General features: G+C 61.9%; 17 protein-coding genes. 8 read left to right on the top strand and 9 right to left on the bottom strand.

All coding sequences use genetic code 11. The features are described 5' to 3' along the window. Positions 1-3 precede the first annotated feature (3 nt). The 3 genes from BUE09_RS17535 to gap form a co-directional block, all read right to left on the bottom strand. Positions 4-1,170 (bottom strand): iron-containing alcohol dehydrogenase, encoded by a 1,167-nt coding sequence (locus BUE09_RS17535; RefSeq protein WP_073302946.1) that lies wholly within the window; start codon positions 1,168-1,170, stop codon positions 4-6. A 417-nt stretch (positions 1,171-1,587) separates the two neighbouring features. Beyond that, positions 1,588-2,178: a cyclodeaminase/cyclohydrolase family protein gene (locus tag BUE09_RS17530; protein WP_073302944.1), complete on the bottom strand. Its 591-nt coding sequence runs from the start codon at positions 2,176-2,178 to the stop codon at positions 1,588-1,590. A gap of 13 nt (positions 2,179-2,191) precedes the next feature. Continuing rightward, the gene (gene gap / locus BUE09_RS17525; protein WP_073302942.1) at positions 2,192-3,211 is read right to left on the bottom strand and encodes a type I glyceraldehyde-3-phosphate dehydrogenase; all 1,020 of its coding nucleotides are present in this window, start codon (positions 3,209-3,211) and stop codon (positions 2,192-2,194) included. Positions 3,212-3,388: 177 nt separating this feature from the next. On the opposite strand from gap, the gene BUE09_RS17520 reads away from it, so the two are divergent. From BUE09_RS17520 to xpt, 4 genes are all read left to right on the top strand, one after another. Next, positions 3,389-4,924 carry an alpha-amylase family glycosyl hydrolase gene (locus BUE09_RS17520; protein WP_073302940.1) on the top strand — a complete coding sequence of 512 codons (1,536 nt, stop codon included), beginning with the start codon at positions 3,389-3,391 and terminating at the stop codon, positions 4,922-4,924. Between the two features lie 2 nt (positions 4,925-4,926). Further along, entirely contained in the window at positions 4,927-6,546 is a 1,620-nt protein-coding gene (locus BUE09_RS17515) for an alpha-amylase family protein (protein WP_073302938.1), read from the top strand. Positions 6,547-6,553: 7 nt separating this feature from the next. After that, positions 6,554-7,144 carry a 3-keto-disaccharide hydrolase gene (locus BUE09_RS17510; RefSeq protein ID WP_073302936.1) on the top strand — a complete coding sequence of 197 codons (591 nt, stop codon included), beginning with the start codon at positions 6,554-6,556 and terminating at the stop codon, positions 7,142-7,144. Positions 7,145-7,335: 191 nt separating this feature from the next. Further along, positions 7,336-7,908, top strand: a complete 573-nt coding sequence (xpt, locus tag BUE09_RS17505; protein ID WP_073302934.1) for a xanthine phosphoribosyltransferase — start codon at positions 7,336-7,338, stop codon at positions 7,906-7,908. Positions 7,909-7,923: 15 nt separating this feature from the next. Here the strand turns inward: xpt and BUE09_RS17500 are convergent, their stop codons facing one another. The 5 genes from BUE09_RS17500 to dadA form a co-directional block, all read right to left on the bottom strand. Beyond that, positions 7,924-8,442, bottom strand: coding sequence for a cupin domain-containing protein (locus BUE09_RS17500; RefSeq protein ID WP_073302932.1), 519 nt, complete (start codon positions 8,440-8,442; stop codon positions 7,924-7,926). A 136-nt stretch (positions 8,443-8,578) separates the two neighbouring features. Continuing rightward, positions 8,579-9,001 carry a c-type cytochrome gene (locus BUE09_RS17495; RefSeq protein WP_073302930.1) on the bottom strand — a complete coding sequence of 141 codons (423 nt, stop codon included), beginning with the start codon at positions 8,999-9,001 and terminating at the stop codon, positions 8,579-8,581. A gap of 164 nt (positions 9,002-9,165) precedes the next feature. Beyond that, positions 9,166-9,714: a cupin domain-containing protein gene (locus tag BUE09_RS17490; protein WP_073302928.1), complete on the bottom strand. Its 549-nt coding sequence runs from the start codon at positions 9,712-9,714 to the stop codon at positions 9,166-9,168. Positions 9,715-9,824: 110 nt separating this feature from the next. Continuing rightward, the gene (locus BUE09_RS17485; RefSeq protein WP_073302926.1) at positions 9,825-10,181 is read right to left on the bottom strand and encodes a RidA family protein; all 357 of its coding nucleotides are present in this window, start codon (positions 10,179-10,181) and stop codon (positions 9,825-9,827) included. Continuing rightward, the gene (dadA, locus tag BUE09_RS17480) at positions 10,156-11,454 is read right to left on the bottom strand and encodes a D-amino acid dehydrogenase (protein WP_073302924.1); all 1,299 of its coding nucleotides are present in this window, start codon (positions 11,452-11,454) and stop codon (positions 10,156-10,158) included. The genes BUE09_RS17485 and dadA overlap by 26 nt, the downstream gene beginning before the upstream one ends. Positions 11,455-11,601: 147 nt before the next feature. Here dadA and BUE09_RS17475 point away from each other — a divergent pair, with 147 nt between their 5' ends. The 4 genes from BUE09_RS17475 (at position 11,602) to BUE09_RS17460 (ending at position 16,025) form a co-directional block, all read left to right on the top strand. Next, positions 11,602-12,090 carry an AsnC family transcriptional regulator gene (locus BUE09_RS17475; protein ID WP_073302922.1) on the top strand — a complete coding sequence of 163 codons (489 nt, stop codon included), beginning with the start codon at positions 11,602-11,604 and terminating at the stop codon, positions 12,088-12,090. Between the two features lie 77 nt (positions 12,091-12,167). Next, a complete protein-coding gene (locus BUE09_RS17470; RefSeq protein WP_073302920.1) occupies positions 12,168-13,478 on the top strand; it encodes an NAD(P)/FAD-dependent oxidoreductase in 1,311 nt (436 codons plus the stop codon). A 61-nt stretch (positions 13,479-13,539) separates the two neighbouring features. After that, entirely contained in the window at positions 13,540-15,090 is a 1,551-nt protein-coding gene (locus tag BUE09_RS17465) for a phospholipase D family protein (protein ID WP_073302918.1), read from the top strand. A 185-nt stretch (positions 15,091-15,275) separates the two neighbouring features. Beyond that, positions 15,276-16,025, top strand: coding sequence for a hypothetical protein (locus BUE09_RS17460; protein WP_073302916.1), 750 nt, complete (start codon positions 15,276-15,278; stop codon positions 16,023-16,025). Positions 16,026-16,036: 11 nt separating this feature from the next. Here the strand turns inward: BUE09_RS17460 and BUE09_RS17455 are convergent, their stop codons facing one another. After that, positions 16,037-16,561 (bottom strand): Mpo1 family 2-hydroxy fatty acid dioxygenase, encoded by a 525-nt coding sequence (locus BUE09_RS17455; protein ID WP_073302914.1) that lies wholly within the window; start codon positions 16,559-16,561, stop codon positions 16,037-16,039. Positions 16,562-16,610: the final 49 nt, after the last annotated feature.

Below are 16,610 nucleotides of genomic sequence, written 5' to 3'. Positions count from 1 at the left end.
GGGTCACTCCTGGTTCCAGACGGTTTCGTAAAGGTCGATGATTTCAGCTTCAGTAGGCACGCGCGGGTTGTTGCCGGGCGAACCCGAGGCCAGCGCCTGCTTGGCCATGGTTTCGCGCAGTTCGAAGAAGCGCTCGCGGGTGATGCCGAACTGCTCGGGGCTCGGCACCTGCAGCTCTTTATTGATGGCACGAAGCTCGGTCAGCAGCTTGTCGTTGGCCACCTCGGCGCTGTCACCCTCACCCGCGACGCCCATCGCCCGCGCGCAGTCGGCATAACGCTCCGGCGCAGCGGGAATCGAAAACGCGGTGATCGCCGGCAGCAACATGGCATTAGACAGGCCGTGCGGCACATGGAAGAAGGCGCCGATCGGCCGGCTCATGCCGTGCACCAGCGCCACCGAGGCATTGGAGAAGGCGATACCGGCAAGCGTCGCACCCAGCATCATCGCCTCGCGGGCGTCGCGATTGCCGGGCTCGTGGTAGGCCGCGCGCAGGTTGGGCGCCAGCAAGCGCATGGCTTCAAGGGCCTGCGAATCGCTGTAGAGGCTGGCCTTGCGGCTGACGTAGGCCTCGATGGCGTGAGTCAGCGCATCGATGCCGGTGTCGGCGGTCACCCGCGGCGGCAGCGAGAGGGTCAGTTCATAGTCGATCAGCGCAGCCACCGGCATGAAGCCGAGGCCCGCGCAGAGCATTTTCTCGTCGCTGGTTTCATCGGTGATGATGGTAAAGCGCGTCGCTTCCGAGCCGGTCCCCGCCGTGGTGGGAATCGCGATCAGCGGCAGGCCGGCTTCGCTGACATCGCGCGGGAAGCGATAGTCGCGCATCTCACCGCCGAACTTGCCGAGGATACCGATGGCCTTGGCCGAGTCGATCGGGCTGCCGCCGCCCAGGGCGATGATCGAGTCATAGTTGCCCTGACGGACCATCTCGACGCCAGCACGAATCGATGCCGCAGTCGGCTCCGGCAGCGTGTCGGCAAAGCAGTCGCTGGGAATGTCGGCCTTGGCCAGCGTCTCGCTGATGCGCGCTACATAGCCGAGCTCGACCATCATCCGGTCGGTGACGATCAGCGGCCGTTTGCAGCCCAGGTTGTGTAAAACAGAGACGATCTGCTGGCTGGCGCCGGCGCCGACTTCCATCAGGCGCGGCAAGACGATGCGATGACTCATGGTGCTCTCCGGTGGCGGTCGCGACATCGTTAAAAGCCCGGCAGCTGGCTGCCAGACAAGCACATGCGCGAACGGCTTGCGTGAGGAGACTGTCGGGTCTCGATTGTTATTGGAAAGTGCCTCAGCTGACCTTGAGACTAGAAACAACCCGCGCAGCCGTCAAACTAAAACGAGACGTTTTTTCTCGTTATAGACGAACGGATATGCCAATGCTATCGCCAAGGTCCGTCATTGATTCGCGAGCGGGATCGGTTCGCCAGCAAGCTGGCTCCTACAAAGCGAGTCGTAGCGGCCGCCCGCTAGCCGAGTCGATCATCGGTCTCGTAGGAGCGAGCTTGCTCGCGAATCTCGGCGCAGACCCAACATATGGCGTGACGGGCAAACACAACCAGCTGAGTTTGATCGCTTACCGAACCGCTACTTGCCTGAATCGACCAGCCGCCGCAGCAACGCGTCGCCTTCGCTTTGCAGGCGTCGGCGTGTTCTCCCGGCCTGATCCTGCGCAGACGGGTCTTCCAGACTGGTCATATCCGCGTCGACGTTGATCAGCGCCGCGCTGAGCCCCGCATGGATGAGCACAGCGCCGGCGTGGACATCGCTTTGCACGATCGGGTCGGTACGTGGCCAGGCATCCACCGCGAGTTCGAGCGCCTCCAGACAGCAATGCGCCAGGGCCAGCGGCACCGCACAGGCCTGACGCGCTGCCGCCTGCTTATTCTCGACTTCACCATGGCGGGCTGCACTCAGGTAATCGTCGAACGCTTGCATGTCATCATCGGCAAAAGCGCCTGGCCGACCCAGCAACGCCTCGGCGGCTTGCAGCAATTCGTGGCGAACCGGATCTGAACCGTGGGCCTCGCTGATGCGCAGCCCCTTGAGTACCAGCGCGAGGCCGATATCCGCCGTGACAGCGCCCGCCGCGCCACAACCGGGCGTCGGCTGGCGAGCAGCTGTAGCCGCCCTGAACTCTGCCAGCCGTTGCGTCCAGACGCTCGCGCTATCGCTCATCGAGCTGTTCCGCTCAGCTCGCTTGCGCGGTGTCGTCGCCCCAGTGCAGCAGCACATCGAGCATACGGTTGGAGAAGGCCCATTCGTTGTCGTACCAGGCCAGCACCTTGACCAGGTCGCCCTGCACGCGCGTATGGCTGAGGTCGGCCACGCACGAGGTCGGATGGCCAAAGAAGTCGCGGGAAACCAGTGGCAAGTCGTTGCACTCCATCACCCCAAGCGGCATCTTCTGCGCGCCTTCCCGGAGGATCTGGTTGATCGCCTCGACGCTGCCCGGTGCTCGCTCGGCGGTGAAGGTGAGGTCGACCAGCGACACGTTCGGCGTCGGCACCCGCACCGCCAGCCCGTCCAGACGCCCGGCCAGCTCGGGCATCACCAGACCGATGGCCTTGGCCGCACCGGTGGTCGACGGAATCATCGATTCCGCTGCCGCACGGGCGCGATAAAGATCCTTGTGCGCCTTGTCTAGTAGGCTCTGATCATTGGTATAGGAATGCACCGTGTTGAGCAGGCCCTGACGGATGCCCACCGCCTCATGCAGCACCTTGGCCAGCGGTGCCAGGCAATTGGTGGTGCAGGAGGCGTTGGAGATCACACGATGGCTGCTGTCGAGCAGCTCATGGTTGACGCCGTAGACGACCGTCAGATCAGCGCCGTCCAGTGGGTGCGAGGCGAACACCCGCTGGGCACCGGCCTGCAGGTGCTGATCGATCAGGTCGCGCTTCTTGAATTTCCCCGAGCACTCCAGCACCACGTCGACACCTAGCTGTTTCCAGGGCAGCTGCGTCGGGTCGCGTTCCTGCAGCAGGCGGATCGACTGGCCGCGGATCTGCATCACGTCATCGTGCAGATCCACCTGGCCGTGGAAACGGCCGAAGGTGGTATCGAAGCGCGTCAGATGCGCCATGGCCGAGCGCTCGCTGAGGTCGTTGATCGCTTCAATATGAATCTGGTTTTCCAGGTTTCGCTCGAACAGGGCTCGCAGTACCGCTCGGCCAATACGGCCATAACCATTGATAGCAACTCGCAACATGGCGCTCTCCTGGGTCGTTGAGGCTGGTCCAAAGTTAGTCGGAGTATCCGCTGTCGCGTTCAGTACCGTCCGACGGAGATCAATGAACCCGGGAAACCCAGGCACCGCTCGTCAGTCGTACACCTCACAGGCCCGTTGCGCTGGGTCTGCCGCACACCGGAAAAAAGGGGCACGAGCATGAGCGAGTCAACCCAGGCACCCTGGTGGAAAGGCGCCACGATTTATCAGATTTACCCGCGATCTTTCGCCGACAGCAATGGCGACGGCATTGGTGACCTTAACGGCGTGCTGCGCCATCTCGATCATTTGCAGCAGCTGGGCGTCGACGCGCTGTGGCTGTCGCCGATATTCCGCTCACCGATGGCCGACGCCGGCTACGACATCAGCGACTACTGCGACATTGACCCGCTGTTCGGTTCGCTGGCCGACATCGACCGGCTGATCGCCGAGGCGCATGCTCGCGGCATTCGCGTGCTGCTGGATTTCGTGCCCAATCACACCTCGGACGAACACCCCTGGTTCGTCGAGTCGCGCCGCTCGCGAGACAACCCCAAGCGCGATTGGTACATCTGGCGTGACCAGCCGAACAACTGGCGCGCCGCGCTGGGTGCTGGCAGCGCCTGGACCTGGGACGAGCACACCCAGCAGTATTACTTGCACCTGTTCCTCGCCAAGCAGCCGGACCTGAACTGGCGCAACCCCGAGGTGGTCGAGGCGATGCACGACGTGCTGCGCTTCTGGCTCGATCGCGGCGTCGACGGCTTTCGCATCGACGTCATCCACTGCACCGGCAAGGACCCGAGCTTCGCCGACGACCCCCGCTGCCAGGCCGGTCAGCCGCTCTCCGACTTCAATGACCAGCCCTACAGCCACGAAGTGCTGCGCGGCCTGCGCAAACTGGTGGACAGCTATCCCGGCGACCGCATGCTGGTGGGCGAGGTGAACATCCGCTCGACCGAGCGTGTGCTGCAGTACTACGGCGCGGGCGACGAGCTGCACCTGGCCTTCAATTTCAACCCGCTCGACGCGCCCTGGGACCCGGTGCTGTTTCGCTCCTGCATCCGCGAGGTCGAGCACTGGCTGCAACCGGCCGGCGCCTGGCCGACCTGGGTGCTGTCCAACCACGACAATGTGCGCCAGCGCAGTCGCTATCAAGGCTCCGAGAGAGCCTCACGGGCGGCTGCGGTAATGCTGCTCACACTGCGCGGTACGCCGTTCATCTACCAGGGCGAAGAGCTGGGGCTGGAGGATGCCATGATTACCGCCGAAACCCGTGTCGACCCGGGCGGCCGCGATGGCTGCCGGGCACCGATGCCCTGGCAGGCCGAGCCGCCGCATGGCTGGGACGGCACAGCGCCGTGGCTGCCCTTTCCACCCGAGGCGGACGAACGGGCAGCCGAACGCCAGACCGGCGCAGCAAACTCGATGTTCGCGCTTTACCAGCGCCTGCTCGCCGCGCGCAAGGTCAGCCCGGCGCTGCATCACGGGGATTTCGAGGAGTTGCCGTCGCATCCGGAGGTGCTGGCCTACCGCAGACGGTCCGGCGACGACTGCCGGCTGGTCTGCATCAACTTCGCCAATCACCCACACGCCTTCCCACAAAGCGGTCAGTGGCAGGTCGAAATCGCCAGCGATGGCGACGGTGAGGGGCAACCCTTCAACGGCAATCTAACGGCCGGGCAGGCATTGATCCTGCGCCCGGCGGAGGGCTGAGCATGCGTCCACTCTGGTATCGCAACGCGGTGATCTATCAAGTCGATCCCGCACTGTTCCGTGACAGCAATGGCGACGGCTGTGGCGATTTGCGCGGCATCACCGAGCGACTCGATTACATTCGCGGGCTGGGCGCCACCGCGGTGTGGATCATGCCGTTCTACGAATCGCCCTTCTGCGACGCCGGCTACGACGTCACCGACCACCTGCAGGTCGCGCCGCGCTTCGGTGACCTGGCCGACATGGTTGCCCTGCTGGAAAAGGCCGAGGAGCTGGGGCTACACGTGATTGTGGAGTTGCTAGTGCAGCACACCTCCATCGAACACAAGTGGTTTCAGGAGGCGCGCCGCGACCGAAACTCGCCTTACCGCGACTACTACATCTGGGCCGATGAACCCGACGACTCAATGGAGCCGATCTTTCCGACTGTCGAGGACAGCATCTGGACTTGGGATGAGGAAGCCGGTCAGTACTACCGCCACCTGTTCTATAAGCACGAGCCGGACCTGGACCTGACCAACCCGCGGGTGATTCATGAAATCGAGCGGATCATGTCGTTCTGGTTGCGCCTGGGCGTATCAGGGTTCCGTATCGATGCCGCGGTGCATATGGTCCGTCAGGCTGGCGGCGGGGATCTCAAAAAAGGCTACTGGCTGCTCGAACACATGCGCGACTTCGTCACCATGCGCCGCCCCGAGACCGTGCTACTCGGCGAAATCGACACCGACCCGGAGAAGTACGTCGAATATTTCGGGGACGAAGCCGACCGCGTCACCCTGCTGCTGGATTTCTGGACCAACAACCACTTTTTCCTGGCACTGGCGCGGCAGCAGGCCGAGCCCCTGTGTCGCGCGTTGAACAGCCAGCCGCTGCCGCCCAGTCATTCGCAGTACGCGCTGTGGATTCGCAACCATGACGAGCTGAGTCTGGATCGTCTGGAAGAAAGCGAACGCAACGAGGTGATGGATACCTTTGCACCCGACCCGAAGATGCGTGCGTACAACCGCGGCATTCGCCGGCGTCTCGCGCCCATGCTCGATGGCGATGAACGTCGGATTGCCGCTACGCACGCACTGCTGTTTTCGCTTCCGGGCACCCCGATCATCCGCTACGGCGAAGAAATTGGCATGGGCGACGACATGGAACGTCCCGAGCGCCAGGCGGTGCGCACGCCAATGCAGTGGTCCAACGAGCCCAACGCCGGTTTTTCCTGCACTGCCGGTGAACTGGCGGCACCGCTGATCGATGAGGGCCCGTTCGGGTACGAGAAAATCAATGTATTCGCCCAGACCCTGCGCAGCGATTCCCTGATGGCGCGGACCGGCAACATGATCCGCACGCGGATCGGCCTGCGTGAGATCGGCATTGGCAAGCGCACGACTGTCGAGGTGGACGACCCCGCGGTGTTTGCCATTCGTCACGACAACGGCTCTACCGTGCTGATGCTGGTCAACCTTGCTGACAAGGAGACGACCGTGACGATTCAGGCCGACGACCTGCAGGACATGGTCGATGTGCTTGCCGACTGCGATTACGGTCAGCCGGAGGGTTCGCCGTTGGCGCTTAAGCTCGGGCCATACGGTTACCGCTGGCTGCGGCGCAAACAGCAATTGTTCGGGTGACAGGCTAATGATTCGAAAGCTCGATGCCTCTCAATGGCGTGCCTGGCACGGCGATGGGTTTCCTGACGATTGCTGGCGCGTGAACGGCGACGAGCTCCACGCCCTCGCCGGTAGCCGGCGAATCGACCTGATTTCGTGTGAGCCTTACCGGAACTTCACGCTGCGGTTCGAATTTGCCCTGCCCACGGGTGGCAACTCCGGCGTGTTCTGCCGCGTCGAGGAAAGCGCCGAACTGAGCTGGCACAGCGGCCCCGAAATGCAACTGCTCGATGACCGAGGGCACCCCGATGGCCGAGAGCCCACGACGCGCAACGGCGCGCTATACGGATTGCTGAGACCGGAGGTGGAAATACAGATTGAGCCCGAACAGTTCGTTGAAGCCGCGCTAACGGTTCACGATGACGAGGTCGAGCACTGGCTCGGCGGCCGCCAGGTGCTGCGCTATCGGCTGGATGATCCAGCCCTGCGTGAGCGCATCGCCCGCAGCAAATTCAGCGGCTATCCCAGATTTACTCAGGCCCATCGCGGGCACATCGTGTTGCAACATCATGGCGAAGCAGCACGCTTTCGCCGCTTGTCGATCGACACATCAGACTGAAAGGTCCGCTTGGACCCAGGCACGGAATTGAGCGAGAATGCGCGGCTTTCCAGGCTGCGGAACGCAGTGACGAACGGATGCTGAAACGAAACGAGCTGGGCGCTCGCCACCATGGCGAAGCGCCCAATTGGTTTTCTGGCACCGTGATTCGTCAGGCAATCCCGGCCGCTCACGCTTGAGGTAGCGCGTTCGTGGAACAGCTGAAACAGAAGATCCGTAATGAAGGCATCGTACTCTCCGACCGCGTGCTCAAGGTCGATGCCTTTCTGAACCACCAGATCGACCCCGTGCTGATGCAGCAGATCGGCCAGGAATTCGCCCGGTTGTTCCGCGACGAAGGCATTACCAAGATCGTCACGATCGAGGCGTCCGGCATTGCGCCAGCAATCATGGCGGGGCTGGAACTGGGCGTGCCGGTGATCTTTGCGCGCAAGCATCAGTCTCTGACGCTGACTGACCACCTGCTGACCGCTTCGGTGTATTCCTTCACCAAGCAGGTCGAAAGCACTATCGCGATCTCCACCAATCACCTGTCTGATGCCGACCGCGTGCTGATCATCGACGACTTCCTGGCCAACGGCAAAGCCGCCAAGGGCCTGATCTCGATCATCCAGCAGGCCGGTGCCAGCATCGCCGGGCTCGGTATCGTGATCGAGAAATCCTTTCAGGCCGGTCGCCAGGAACTGGAAGAAGCGGGCTTCCGCGTCGAATCGCTGGCACGGGTGGCCGCCCTCAGTGACGGCCAGGTGGTGTTCGTCGAATAAGCGCCTCGCGCTGCCTCACGCTTCACGCCAGAGACTGACCAGCACGCCTTGGGTGCCGGCGACCGGATCGCTCACCGGCACGCCTACCCGCTGGGCGCGGGCTCGCGCTTCATCGTGGCTGCCTTCGTCCGGTCGCAGCAGATCGTACTGCTGGTCCACCGGATAGCCACCGACCACTTCGAAGTCGTCGCTGGCACTGAGCTGGCAATGGCCTGTACCGGCCGGCAGCACCAGCGCATCGCCAGCCTTCACCTCCACTTCCTGCCCCTGCTCGCCGCCGAGCATCAGCCGTGCCGAGCCTCGAGAAACGCCGAGAACTTCATGGGCCGTGGAGTGGTAGTGGTGATAGTCATAGACACCGGCGCGCCATTGCGCGGGCCACAGGTGACTGTTGAACAGGTTTTCGAACGCGCTGGCGTAATCGTTATCGGCCAACGGCAACTGACGGTACACGAGCACCGGATGGGAACTGTTCGGAGTGCGTCCGTCGCTGGAAAAATGCAGCTGTTCGGGTTGCGGGGCTGAACTGGGCATGAACACCTCATCGCTATGCCAGGACCACACCGGGCCTTGGGATCGGATTTGAAGTTTCGACCCGACACGGCCCAGCTTTTATCCCCAGAAACGACAAAGCCGCCCGAAGGCGGCTTTGTCTACCCAGCGCGAACGCTTACAGGCCGGACATGTGCTTGATGGCGGCCATCAGCTCGTCATCCGAGCAATCGCCACAGGTGCCTTTCGGTGGCATGGCATTGATGCCGCTGATTGCGGTAGCCAGCAAGCCATCGAGGCCGCCTTGTTTGTCAGCACGGGCTTGCCACGCTGCCGTATCGCCAACTTTCGGCGAGTTCAGCAGACCGGTGCCGTGGCAGGCGTTGCAGAACTTGCCAACCACGTCCTCCCCGCTGCGGGCAGCGCCGCCAGCGGCAGCAGTAGCAGCGCCAGCTGCTGCGCATTCCTCGCCTTGAATACATACTTCGCCTACCGGCTTAAGCCGCTCGGCAATCTCTTCATTGGTCGCAGCCTGAGCGCTCACTGCCCACAGGGCCATTACGGCAGTCTGTGCTACCAGGATCTTCTTAATCAGGTTCACCTTATACCCTCATGTGGCTAGACACGCCCGCGGCCACGGTATCGCGAGCGGCGGACAGTATAACGGCAAGCCATGCCCGCCGAAACAATACGAATGATCCTGCCATCCCCAGCGACGCTTTGTCGCAGCGGGCATCGTACATTGGTCTGGATCGGTGCCGCGGGTTAAAAGTTGGCCGGCGTGGTAGCACTGATCAGCTTCGCCGGCGTATCAAACGGGTTACGAAAACGATGCGGCTTGCTGCTCTCGAAGTAGTAGCTGTCACCTGTTTCCAATAGATAGGTCTGGCCGCTCACCGTCAGTTCCAGGCGCCCCTCGACCAGCATGCCAGCCTCTTCGCCCTGGTGCGCCAGCATGTCCGTGCCGGTATCGGCGCCAGGCGGATAGGTTTCGGCAAGAAAGGCGATGGCGCGGCCCGGATGTGCCTTGCCAACAAGTTTCATGCTCACCGCGCCGTCGGAAATATCGATCAGCTCACCGGCCTTGTAGACCACCTGGGTATCGCTGTCCTGCTCGAAATCGGGGGAGAAGAACTCGACCAGTGACATCGGGATGCCACCCAGCACCTTCTTCAGCGAGCTGATCGACGGGCTGACGCTGTTCTTCTCGATCATGGAAATCGTGCTGTTGGTGACGCCTGCACGTTTGGCGAGTTCGCGCTGGGACAGGCCCTTGAGTTTGCGGATGGTTTGCAGTCGAACGCCAACGTCCAATACGGGAGCCCCCAATAAGAGCGATTGCTGAGGGCACTATGATGGCGAGGGCGTTCAGTATTTTCAACACAACGGGACGAAATGACAGGTCGTGCCGCGCAGCGACCCGGTTACGCTGGCAGTGCGGCCACGACCGACAGCTCGACCAGAATTTCCGGCTCGCAAAGCCTGGCCTCTACCGTGGCGCGGGCCGGGGCGACGCCCTCTGGCAACCACTGATCCCAAACCGCATTCATGCCGGCGAAATCGGCATCGATGTCTTTCAAGTAGATGGTCACCGAAAGAATGTGCTGCTTATCGGTACCGGCCTGACGCAGCAGGCGTTCTATGTTGTCGAGAGTTTCGCGGGTCTGTTGTTCGATCCCCGCACTCATGTCCTCGCCCACCTGGCCGGCCAGATAGACCGTATTGCCGTGAATGACGACCTGGCTCATGCGAGCGTTAGTGTGCAGGCGCTGTATGGGCATGCTTGTTCGATTCCTTGTGGGTGCCGTAGCGGGAAATATCGAAACCATTGGTACTGATCTGCGTGCGCTTGTTCGCCAGCATGTCGGCGAGCAAGCGGCCCGAACCACAGGCCATGGTCCAGCCAAGAGTACCGTGTCCGGTGTTCAGGTACAGGTTGCGATAGCCTGTGCCACCGATGATTGGCGTGCCGTCCGGCGTGGCTGGGCGCAAGCCGGTCCAAAGTTCGGCGCAAGCCGGATCGCCGCCCTGTGGAAAGAGGTCGCCGACGACCATTTCCAGGGTCTCGCGACGCCGCGGATTAAGTGAAAGATCGTGGCCAGCAATTTCGGCCATGCCGCCAACCCGTATGCGCTGATCAAAGCGGGTGATGGCGACTTTGTAGGTCTCGTCGAGCACGGTGGAAACCGGCGCCATCGCAGGGTCGCTGATCGGCACGGTCAATGAGTAACCCTTGAGCGGATACACCGGCGCGCGAATACCGAGCGGTTTAAGCATCTGCGGGCTGTAGCTGCCCAGCGCCAGCACGTAGCGATCGGCCGTTTCCAATTTTCCGTCGATCCAGACGCCTTCGAGCCGATCACCTGCGAACTGCAGCCGCTGAATGTCCTGATTGAAGCGGAACTCGACGCCCAGCTCGCAGGCCATGTCGGCCAGTTTGGTGGTGAACATCTGACAATCGCCGGTCTGATCGTTGGGCAGGCGAAGCGCGCCACTGAGCTTGTCCGAAACACTGGCCAGCGCCGGTTCGGCGCGCGCAATGCCGGCACGATCGAGCAGTTCATAGGGCACGCCGGACGCTTCCAGAACGGCAATGTCCTTGGCCGCGTTGTCCAGCTGTGCCTGAGTGCGGAAGAGTTGGGTCGTGCCGCATTGCCGACCTTCGTAGTCGATACCGGTTTCAGCGCGCAGCTCGTCAAGGCAGTCGCGGCTGTATTCGGACAGTCGCACCATGCGCTCCTTGTTCACGGCATAGCGCGCCGCCGTGCAGTTGCGCAGCATCTGCGCCATCCACAGGTATTGCTGGATATCGCCGGTGAACTTGATGGCGAGCGGGGCGTGGCGCTGCATCAGCCACTTCATGGCTTTCAGAGGTACACCGGGTGCGGCCCAGGGCGATGCGTAGCCGGGGGACACCTGGCCGGCGTTGGCAAAGCTGGTCTCCATCGCCACGGCTGGTTGACGGTCGACCACCACAACCTCGAAGCCGGCTCGCGCCAGATAATAGGCACTGGTGGTGCCGATCACGCCGCTACCCATCACCAGAACACGCATCGCCGCCTCCTACCCGTGCTACCGGGCTTTTTCTAATCACTGTTAATGCGGAGTATAGAAAGCAGTAAGCAGTGGATTTCTCTATATAAATGGCTATATTTGCGATTTATTCACGCCTGAAACAGCAAACGGAGAGGCGATACGCCTATGCGCACCAAACATCAGACCCGCCGCGAGCTGGACAAGATCGACCGGCAAATCCTTCGCCTGCTGCAGGCTGACGGGCGCATGCCCTTCACCGAGCTGGGCGAGCGTATCGGTCTGTCGACCACGCCATGTACCGAGCGCGTCAGACGTCTGGAGCGCGAGGGCATCATCATGGGTTACACGGCGAGGCTGAATCCGCAGCATCTAAAAGGCGGCTTGCTGGTGTTCGTCGAGATCAGCCTGGCCTACAAGTCGGGCGACATCTTCGAGGAGTTCCGCCGCGCCGTGCTAAAACTGCCCCACGTGCTGGAATGTCATCTGGTATCAGGCGACTTCGACTACCTGATCAAGGCCCGAATCTCTGAAATGGCGTCGTATCGCAAACTGCTTGGCGACATCCTGCTCAAACTGCCGCATGTCCGTGAATCCAAGAGCTACATCGTCATGGAAGAGGTAAAGGAGTCCCTGGAACTGCCCGTTCCAGATTGACCCAAAGCGCTGCGTTTTTGCCGAGCGGCACCTGTCCGGTCTACCCTTCGGCCAGGCAAACCGTCCAAGGCTCAACCATGACTAACCGCCACCCGGCCTCCAATTACCACGATCACGCCGCGTCCTACTACGCCGCCACTGCCAATCAGCCGCTTGAGTTCGCGCCCCTGCAAGGCGAACAGAGCGCCGACGTCTGTATCGTTGGCGGTGGTTTCAGCGGCCTCAACACGGCCATCGACCTGGCCGAACGCGGGTTGTCCGTGGTGTTGCTCGAAGCCCACCGCATCGGCTGGGGGGCCAGCGGCCGCAACGGCGGGCAGCTGATTCGGGGTGTCGGACACGACGTCGAGCAGTTTCAGCCGGTGCTGGGTGACGAGGGCGTGAACAGCCTCAAACGCATGGGGTTCGAAGCGGTAGACATCGTGCGTGAGCGCATCGAGCGTTACGCCATTCAATGCGACCTGACCTGGGGCTACTGCGATCTTGCAACCAAACAGCGTCACCTTGACGGCTTCGAAGCGGACTACGCCGATCTTCAGCGCCTGGGCTACCCACATCCACTAAGGCGGGTGCCGAAGGAGGCCATGCGCGAGGTGATCGGTTCCGATCGCTATGTGGGCGGCCTGATCGATATGGGCTCGGGCCATCTTCACCCGCTCAATCTGGCGCTGGGCGAAGCCGCTGCGGCGCAGTCGCTTGGCGTCCGGCTGTACGAGCGATCCGCGGTTGAACGGATCGACTATGGTCAGCAGGTCCGCGTGCACACAGCGCAGGGCAGCGTGCGCGCCGACCAGCTCGTACTGGCCGGCAATGCCTACCTCGGCTCGCTGAACAAATCGTTAGCCGGCAAGGTGCTACCCGCCGGCAGTTACATCATCGCCACCGAGCCGCTGCCTGCGGCGGTCAGACAGGAATTGCTGCCGCAGAATATGGCCGTCTGTGATCAGCGCGTCGCGCTGGACTACTTTCGCCTGTCGGCCGATGGTCGGCTGCTGTTTGGCGGCGCCTGTCACTACTCCGGACGCGACCCGAAAGACATCGCCGCCTACATGCAACCGAAGATGCTCGAGGTATTCCCCCGCCTGCGCAATACCCGCATCGATTTTCAGTGGGGCGGCATGATCGGAATCGGCGCCAACCGCTTGCCACAGATTGGGCGACTGTCAGACCAACCAAACGTGTACTACGCCCAGGCCTATGCCGGGCACGGCCTGAACGCCACGCATCTGGCCGGGCGCCTGCTGGCCGAAGCCATCAGCGGACAACTCGAGGGGCGCTTCGACCTGTTCGCCCGCGTGCCGCACCCGACCTTCCCTGGCGGTCAGCGGCTGCGTTCACCGCTCCTTGCCTTGGGGATGCTCTGGCACCGGCTTAAAGACGAGTTCTGAATTTCACCGTTGCGCTGGCGTCCAATCTGTCGAGGAAACATAACAATCGACAGGAGTGAACTTGCGCATGCGCCTGCTACTTGTGGCAGTGCTGTTGCTGGCGGGCTGTGCCGGCCAGATTACGCCCACCTCTAGGTCTTACGCGCTGCCCGCTCAGGATTCCGCTCTGACCCAGCAAATCGGTGCGCTGGCGGCCGCACAACCTGCGGGCACCTCGGGGTTTCGACTGTTGTCCGACAGCGCCGAAGCCTTTGCAGCGCGCATGCAGATGATTCGCAAGGCCCGGACCAGCCTCGACGTGCAGTATTACATCGTCCACGACGGCCTCAGCACCCGCGCGCTTATACAGGAGGTGCTGCGCGCCGCAGACCGTGGCGTCAGGGTACGCCTGCTGCTCGATGACACCACCAGCGATGGCAGCGATTACCAGATCGCCACTCTGGCAGCACACCCGAATATCCTGATTCGCGTGTTCAATCCGCTGCATATCGGCCGCAGCACCTTGATTACCCGTTCGCTGGGTCGGCTGCTCAACCTCTCCCAGCAACATCGGCGCATGCACAACAAGCTGATGCTTGCCGACGGCAGCCTGGCCATTGTCGGCGGGCGCAACCTGGGCGACGAATACTTCGATGTCGACCAGAGCTTCAACTTCACCGATATCGATCTGCTCGCCGCCGGCCCGGTCGCCGAGCAGCTAATGGTCAGCTTCGACCAGTACTGGAACCATTCGCTGAGCGTGCCGATCCAGCAGTTCTTGCGCCATCCCCCTAGCGAAGATGACCTGGAGCTGGCGCGCCGCGATATCAATGATTATCTGCAGGCTGAACGACGCAAGAACGAGCGCCGCTATCAGCATCTGATGAGTGAGCTGCAGACTCCGCTTCCAAGTCACTGGCTGAGCGATCTCATCTGGGCACCCGGTGAAGCGCTTTGGGATCACCCTGACAAGATCGAAGCGTCCGGAATCCCTGATGAAAGCCTGCTGCTGACCACCCAACTGCAGCCCAGCATGGATGGGGTACGACGATCCCTGACGTTGATCTCGGCCTACTTCGTACCTACCGAGCAAGGCGCCGACTACCTGGCAGAACACGCCAGCAACGGCGTTGCAGTACGGATCCTGACAAATTCTCTGGAAGCCACCGATGTGCCCGCCGTGCATGGCGGTTATGCCCCCTATCGCGCCGAGCTGCTGAAAGCTGGGGTTAGATTGTTTGAGTTACGCCGTCAACCGGATCAGGAAACGACTTACAGCCTCACCGGCGATTCCGAGTCCAGCCTGCACAGCAAAGCTGCTGTTTTCGATAAGGAGAAGGTGTTCCTCGGCTCGTTGAACTTCGATCCTCGCTCAGTCCTGTGGAACACCGAGGTCGGCATCCTTATCGACAGTCCGGAACTGGCCAGCGAAGTGCACAAGCTCACGCAGGAAGGTACTTCGCCCGCCGTCAGCTACGAAGTGCGGCTGATCGAGCGCAACGGCAAGCCGCGATTGATCTGGATCGCTGAAGACGACGGGCAGCGAAAGGTCTTCCTGCACGAACCGGGCGGTGCGTGGCGACGGTTCAATGCCTGGTTCAGCCGAGTGATCGGACTGGAGCGGATGCTCTGATACCGTAATAAGCGCAAGGGGTTTCGTGTCACTTCCGCCAAACTTGCCGCGCAAACGGCCGCCCCAGCAGAATTAATTCCTTTGCCTGATACCACAGCGCCACCCCTTAGCTAGGCTACCGAGCCTATACCGTGCTGGCTCCACGCCTGGCACCTGCTTCTATAAAAATAAAAAGGGAGCGCAACATGACTCATCGCAAGTGGCTATGGATGTTGATTTTGCTGGCGTGCTGGTTTCCAGCGCTGCTCAATCCTGCCCACGCCCAGACCTTCACCTCGCTGGAAAGCATGCAAATCCATGCCAACCGCGCCACCAGCAGCCTGTTGCTCTATCGAGGCGAAGGCTTTCAGAAAGCGCACCTGGCGCGAATGGAAAGCGACCTCAAGGCGCTAGCCGACACGGTCGGCGACTTCCCCAGCGCCCGCAACGATCTGCACCCATTACATGAGGTCCTGCAGACAACGCTACGCGAAGGCGCACGCTTCGGCCGTGAGGAAGACGACATGCCGTGGGGCTGGCCGCTGCAGATGAGCAAGGCGCTGCGCGATTTCCTCACGGCGGTGCGCAGCCAGCAAGGCGCCGACGTGCGTGCCGAGCTTCCGGCCAAGGTGGAATACCTCACCGTTCAGTACTTGAGCCGCGCCTATGTCGGCTCATTCGAAACCGCACGCGAACAACCGGACACCTACCTCGGTCAGGACGAGCGCCGCCTCGTACCGTCGATCGACGAGCAACTGGCGGCGCTGGATGGCAAATCGAATGTGGCGATCGCCAAGCTGAAGACACGTTGGGCGTTTCTCAAGGTCGCGCTCGAAGACATGAACAGCGGTAACAACAGCTTCAATACCGCCTCAGGGCGCGCTTTCGCGCCGATCATGGTTGATCGCCACGCTCGCAGCCTCAGCAAACAATGGATGGCGCTCGCGCCCGAATGAACGCGCACCTTTCAGGCATTGGCTGACTGCTGTCGCAGCTGAACCGGGCCAACCCGCGCCTCGATAGCGTGGCGCAAGGGTTCTCGCAGACCGAAGATGAAGCCCAACTCGGCAGCGACAAACAGCGGCCCGATGATCAGACCGGTCATGTCGTCAACGAATGCGGGCTTGCGCCCTTCGAAGTAGTGACCAACGAACTGGATGATCCAGCCGACCACGAACAAACCGGCCCCAGCAGTCAGCCATAACGTCGTCGACTGTTGCCCAAGCGCTGCACCGACCCAAACGCAGAACAGCAGCACCGCTCCCATCAGCACGCCGAAGCGCAGATCCAGCCGCAAGTAGAACAGTGTCGAGACCAAGGCGACCAGCGCAACCGGACTCAACCACAAGCCGAACACTTCCACACCGGGACGTGACAGCAGCACCGCGACGGCCAGCACGATCATTGGAATGCCGATGAAGTGGCTGAGCAGATTGCGCGGGTCTCGGTGATAGGCCGCGTACTGGGCAAGACAGTCGGTCAAGGTTTTCATGCACGAAGTCCGGATAGTCTGACCGGCAAGCTTAGTCAGCTTGAGGAAG

It is taken from the genome of Stutzerimonas xanthomarina DSM 18231 (assembly GCF_900129835.1).
Taxonomy (GTDB): Bacteria; Pseudomonadota; Gammaproteobacteria; order Pseudomonadales; family Pseudomonadaceae; genus Stutzerimonas; species Stutzerimonas xanthomarina.
Note: the sequence above shows the minus strand (reverse complement) of the source record. Positions and strands in the feature narration are given on the sequence as shown.

Coding starts and splice junctions, on each gene's coding strand:
- BUE09_RS17535 (WP_073302946.1), bottom strand. CDS start 1,170: ATGAGTCATCGCATCGTCTTGCCGCGCCTGATGGAAGTCGGCGCCGGC.
- BUE09_RS17530 (WP_073302944.1), bottom strand. CDS start 2,178: ATGAGCGATAGCGCGAGCGTCTGGACGCAACGGCTGGCAGAGTTCAGG.
- gap (WP_073302942.1), bottom strand. CDS start 3,211: ATGTTGCGAGTTGCTATCAATGGTTATGGCCGTATTGGCCGAGCGGTA.
- BUE09_RS17520 (WP_073302940.1), top strand. CDS start 3,389: ATGAGCGAGTCAACCCAGGCACCCTGGTGGAAAGGCGCCACGATTTAT.
- BUE09_RS17515 (WP_073302938.1), top strand. CDS start 4,927: ATGCGTCCACTCTGGTATCGCAACGCGGTGATCTATCAAGTCGATCCC.
- BUE09_RS17510 (WP_073302936.1), top strand. CDS start 6,554: ATGATTCGAAAGCTCGATGCCTCTCAATGGCGTGCCTGGCACGGCGAT.
- BUE09_RS17500 (WP_073302932.1), bottom strand. CDS start 8,442: ATGCCCAGTTCAGCCCCGCAACCCGAACAGCTGCATTTTTCCAGCGAC.
- BUE09_RS17485 (WP_073302926.1), bottom strand. CDS start 10,181: ATGCCCATACAGCGCCTGCACACTAACGCTCGCATGAGCCAGGTCGTC.
- dadA (WP_073302924.1), bottom strand. CDS start 11,454: ATGCGTGTTCTGGTGATGGGTAGCGGCGTGATCGGCACCACCAGTGCC.
- BUE09_RS17475 (WP_073302922.1), top strand. CDS start 11,602: ATGCGCACCAAACATCAGACCCGCCGCGAGCTGGACAAGATCGACCGG.
- BUE09_RS17470 (WP_073302920.1), top strand. CDS start 12,168: ATGACTAACCGCCACCCGGCCTCCAATTACCACGATCACGCCGCGTCC.
- BUE09_RS17460 (WP_073302916.1), top strand. CDS start 15,276: ATGACTCATCGCAAGTGGCTATGGATGTTGATTTTGCTGGCGTGCTGG.
- BUE09_RS17455 (WP_073302914.1), bottom strand. CDS start 16,561: ATGAAAACCTTGACCGACTGTCTTGCCCAGTACGCGGCCTATCACCGA.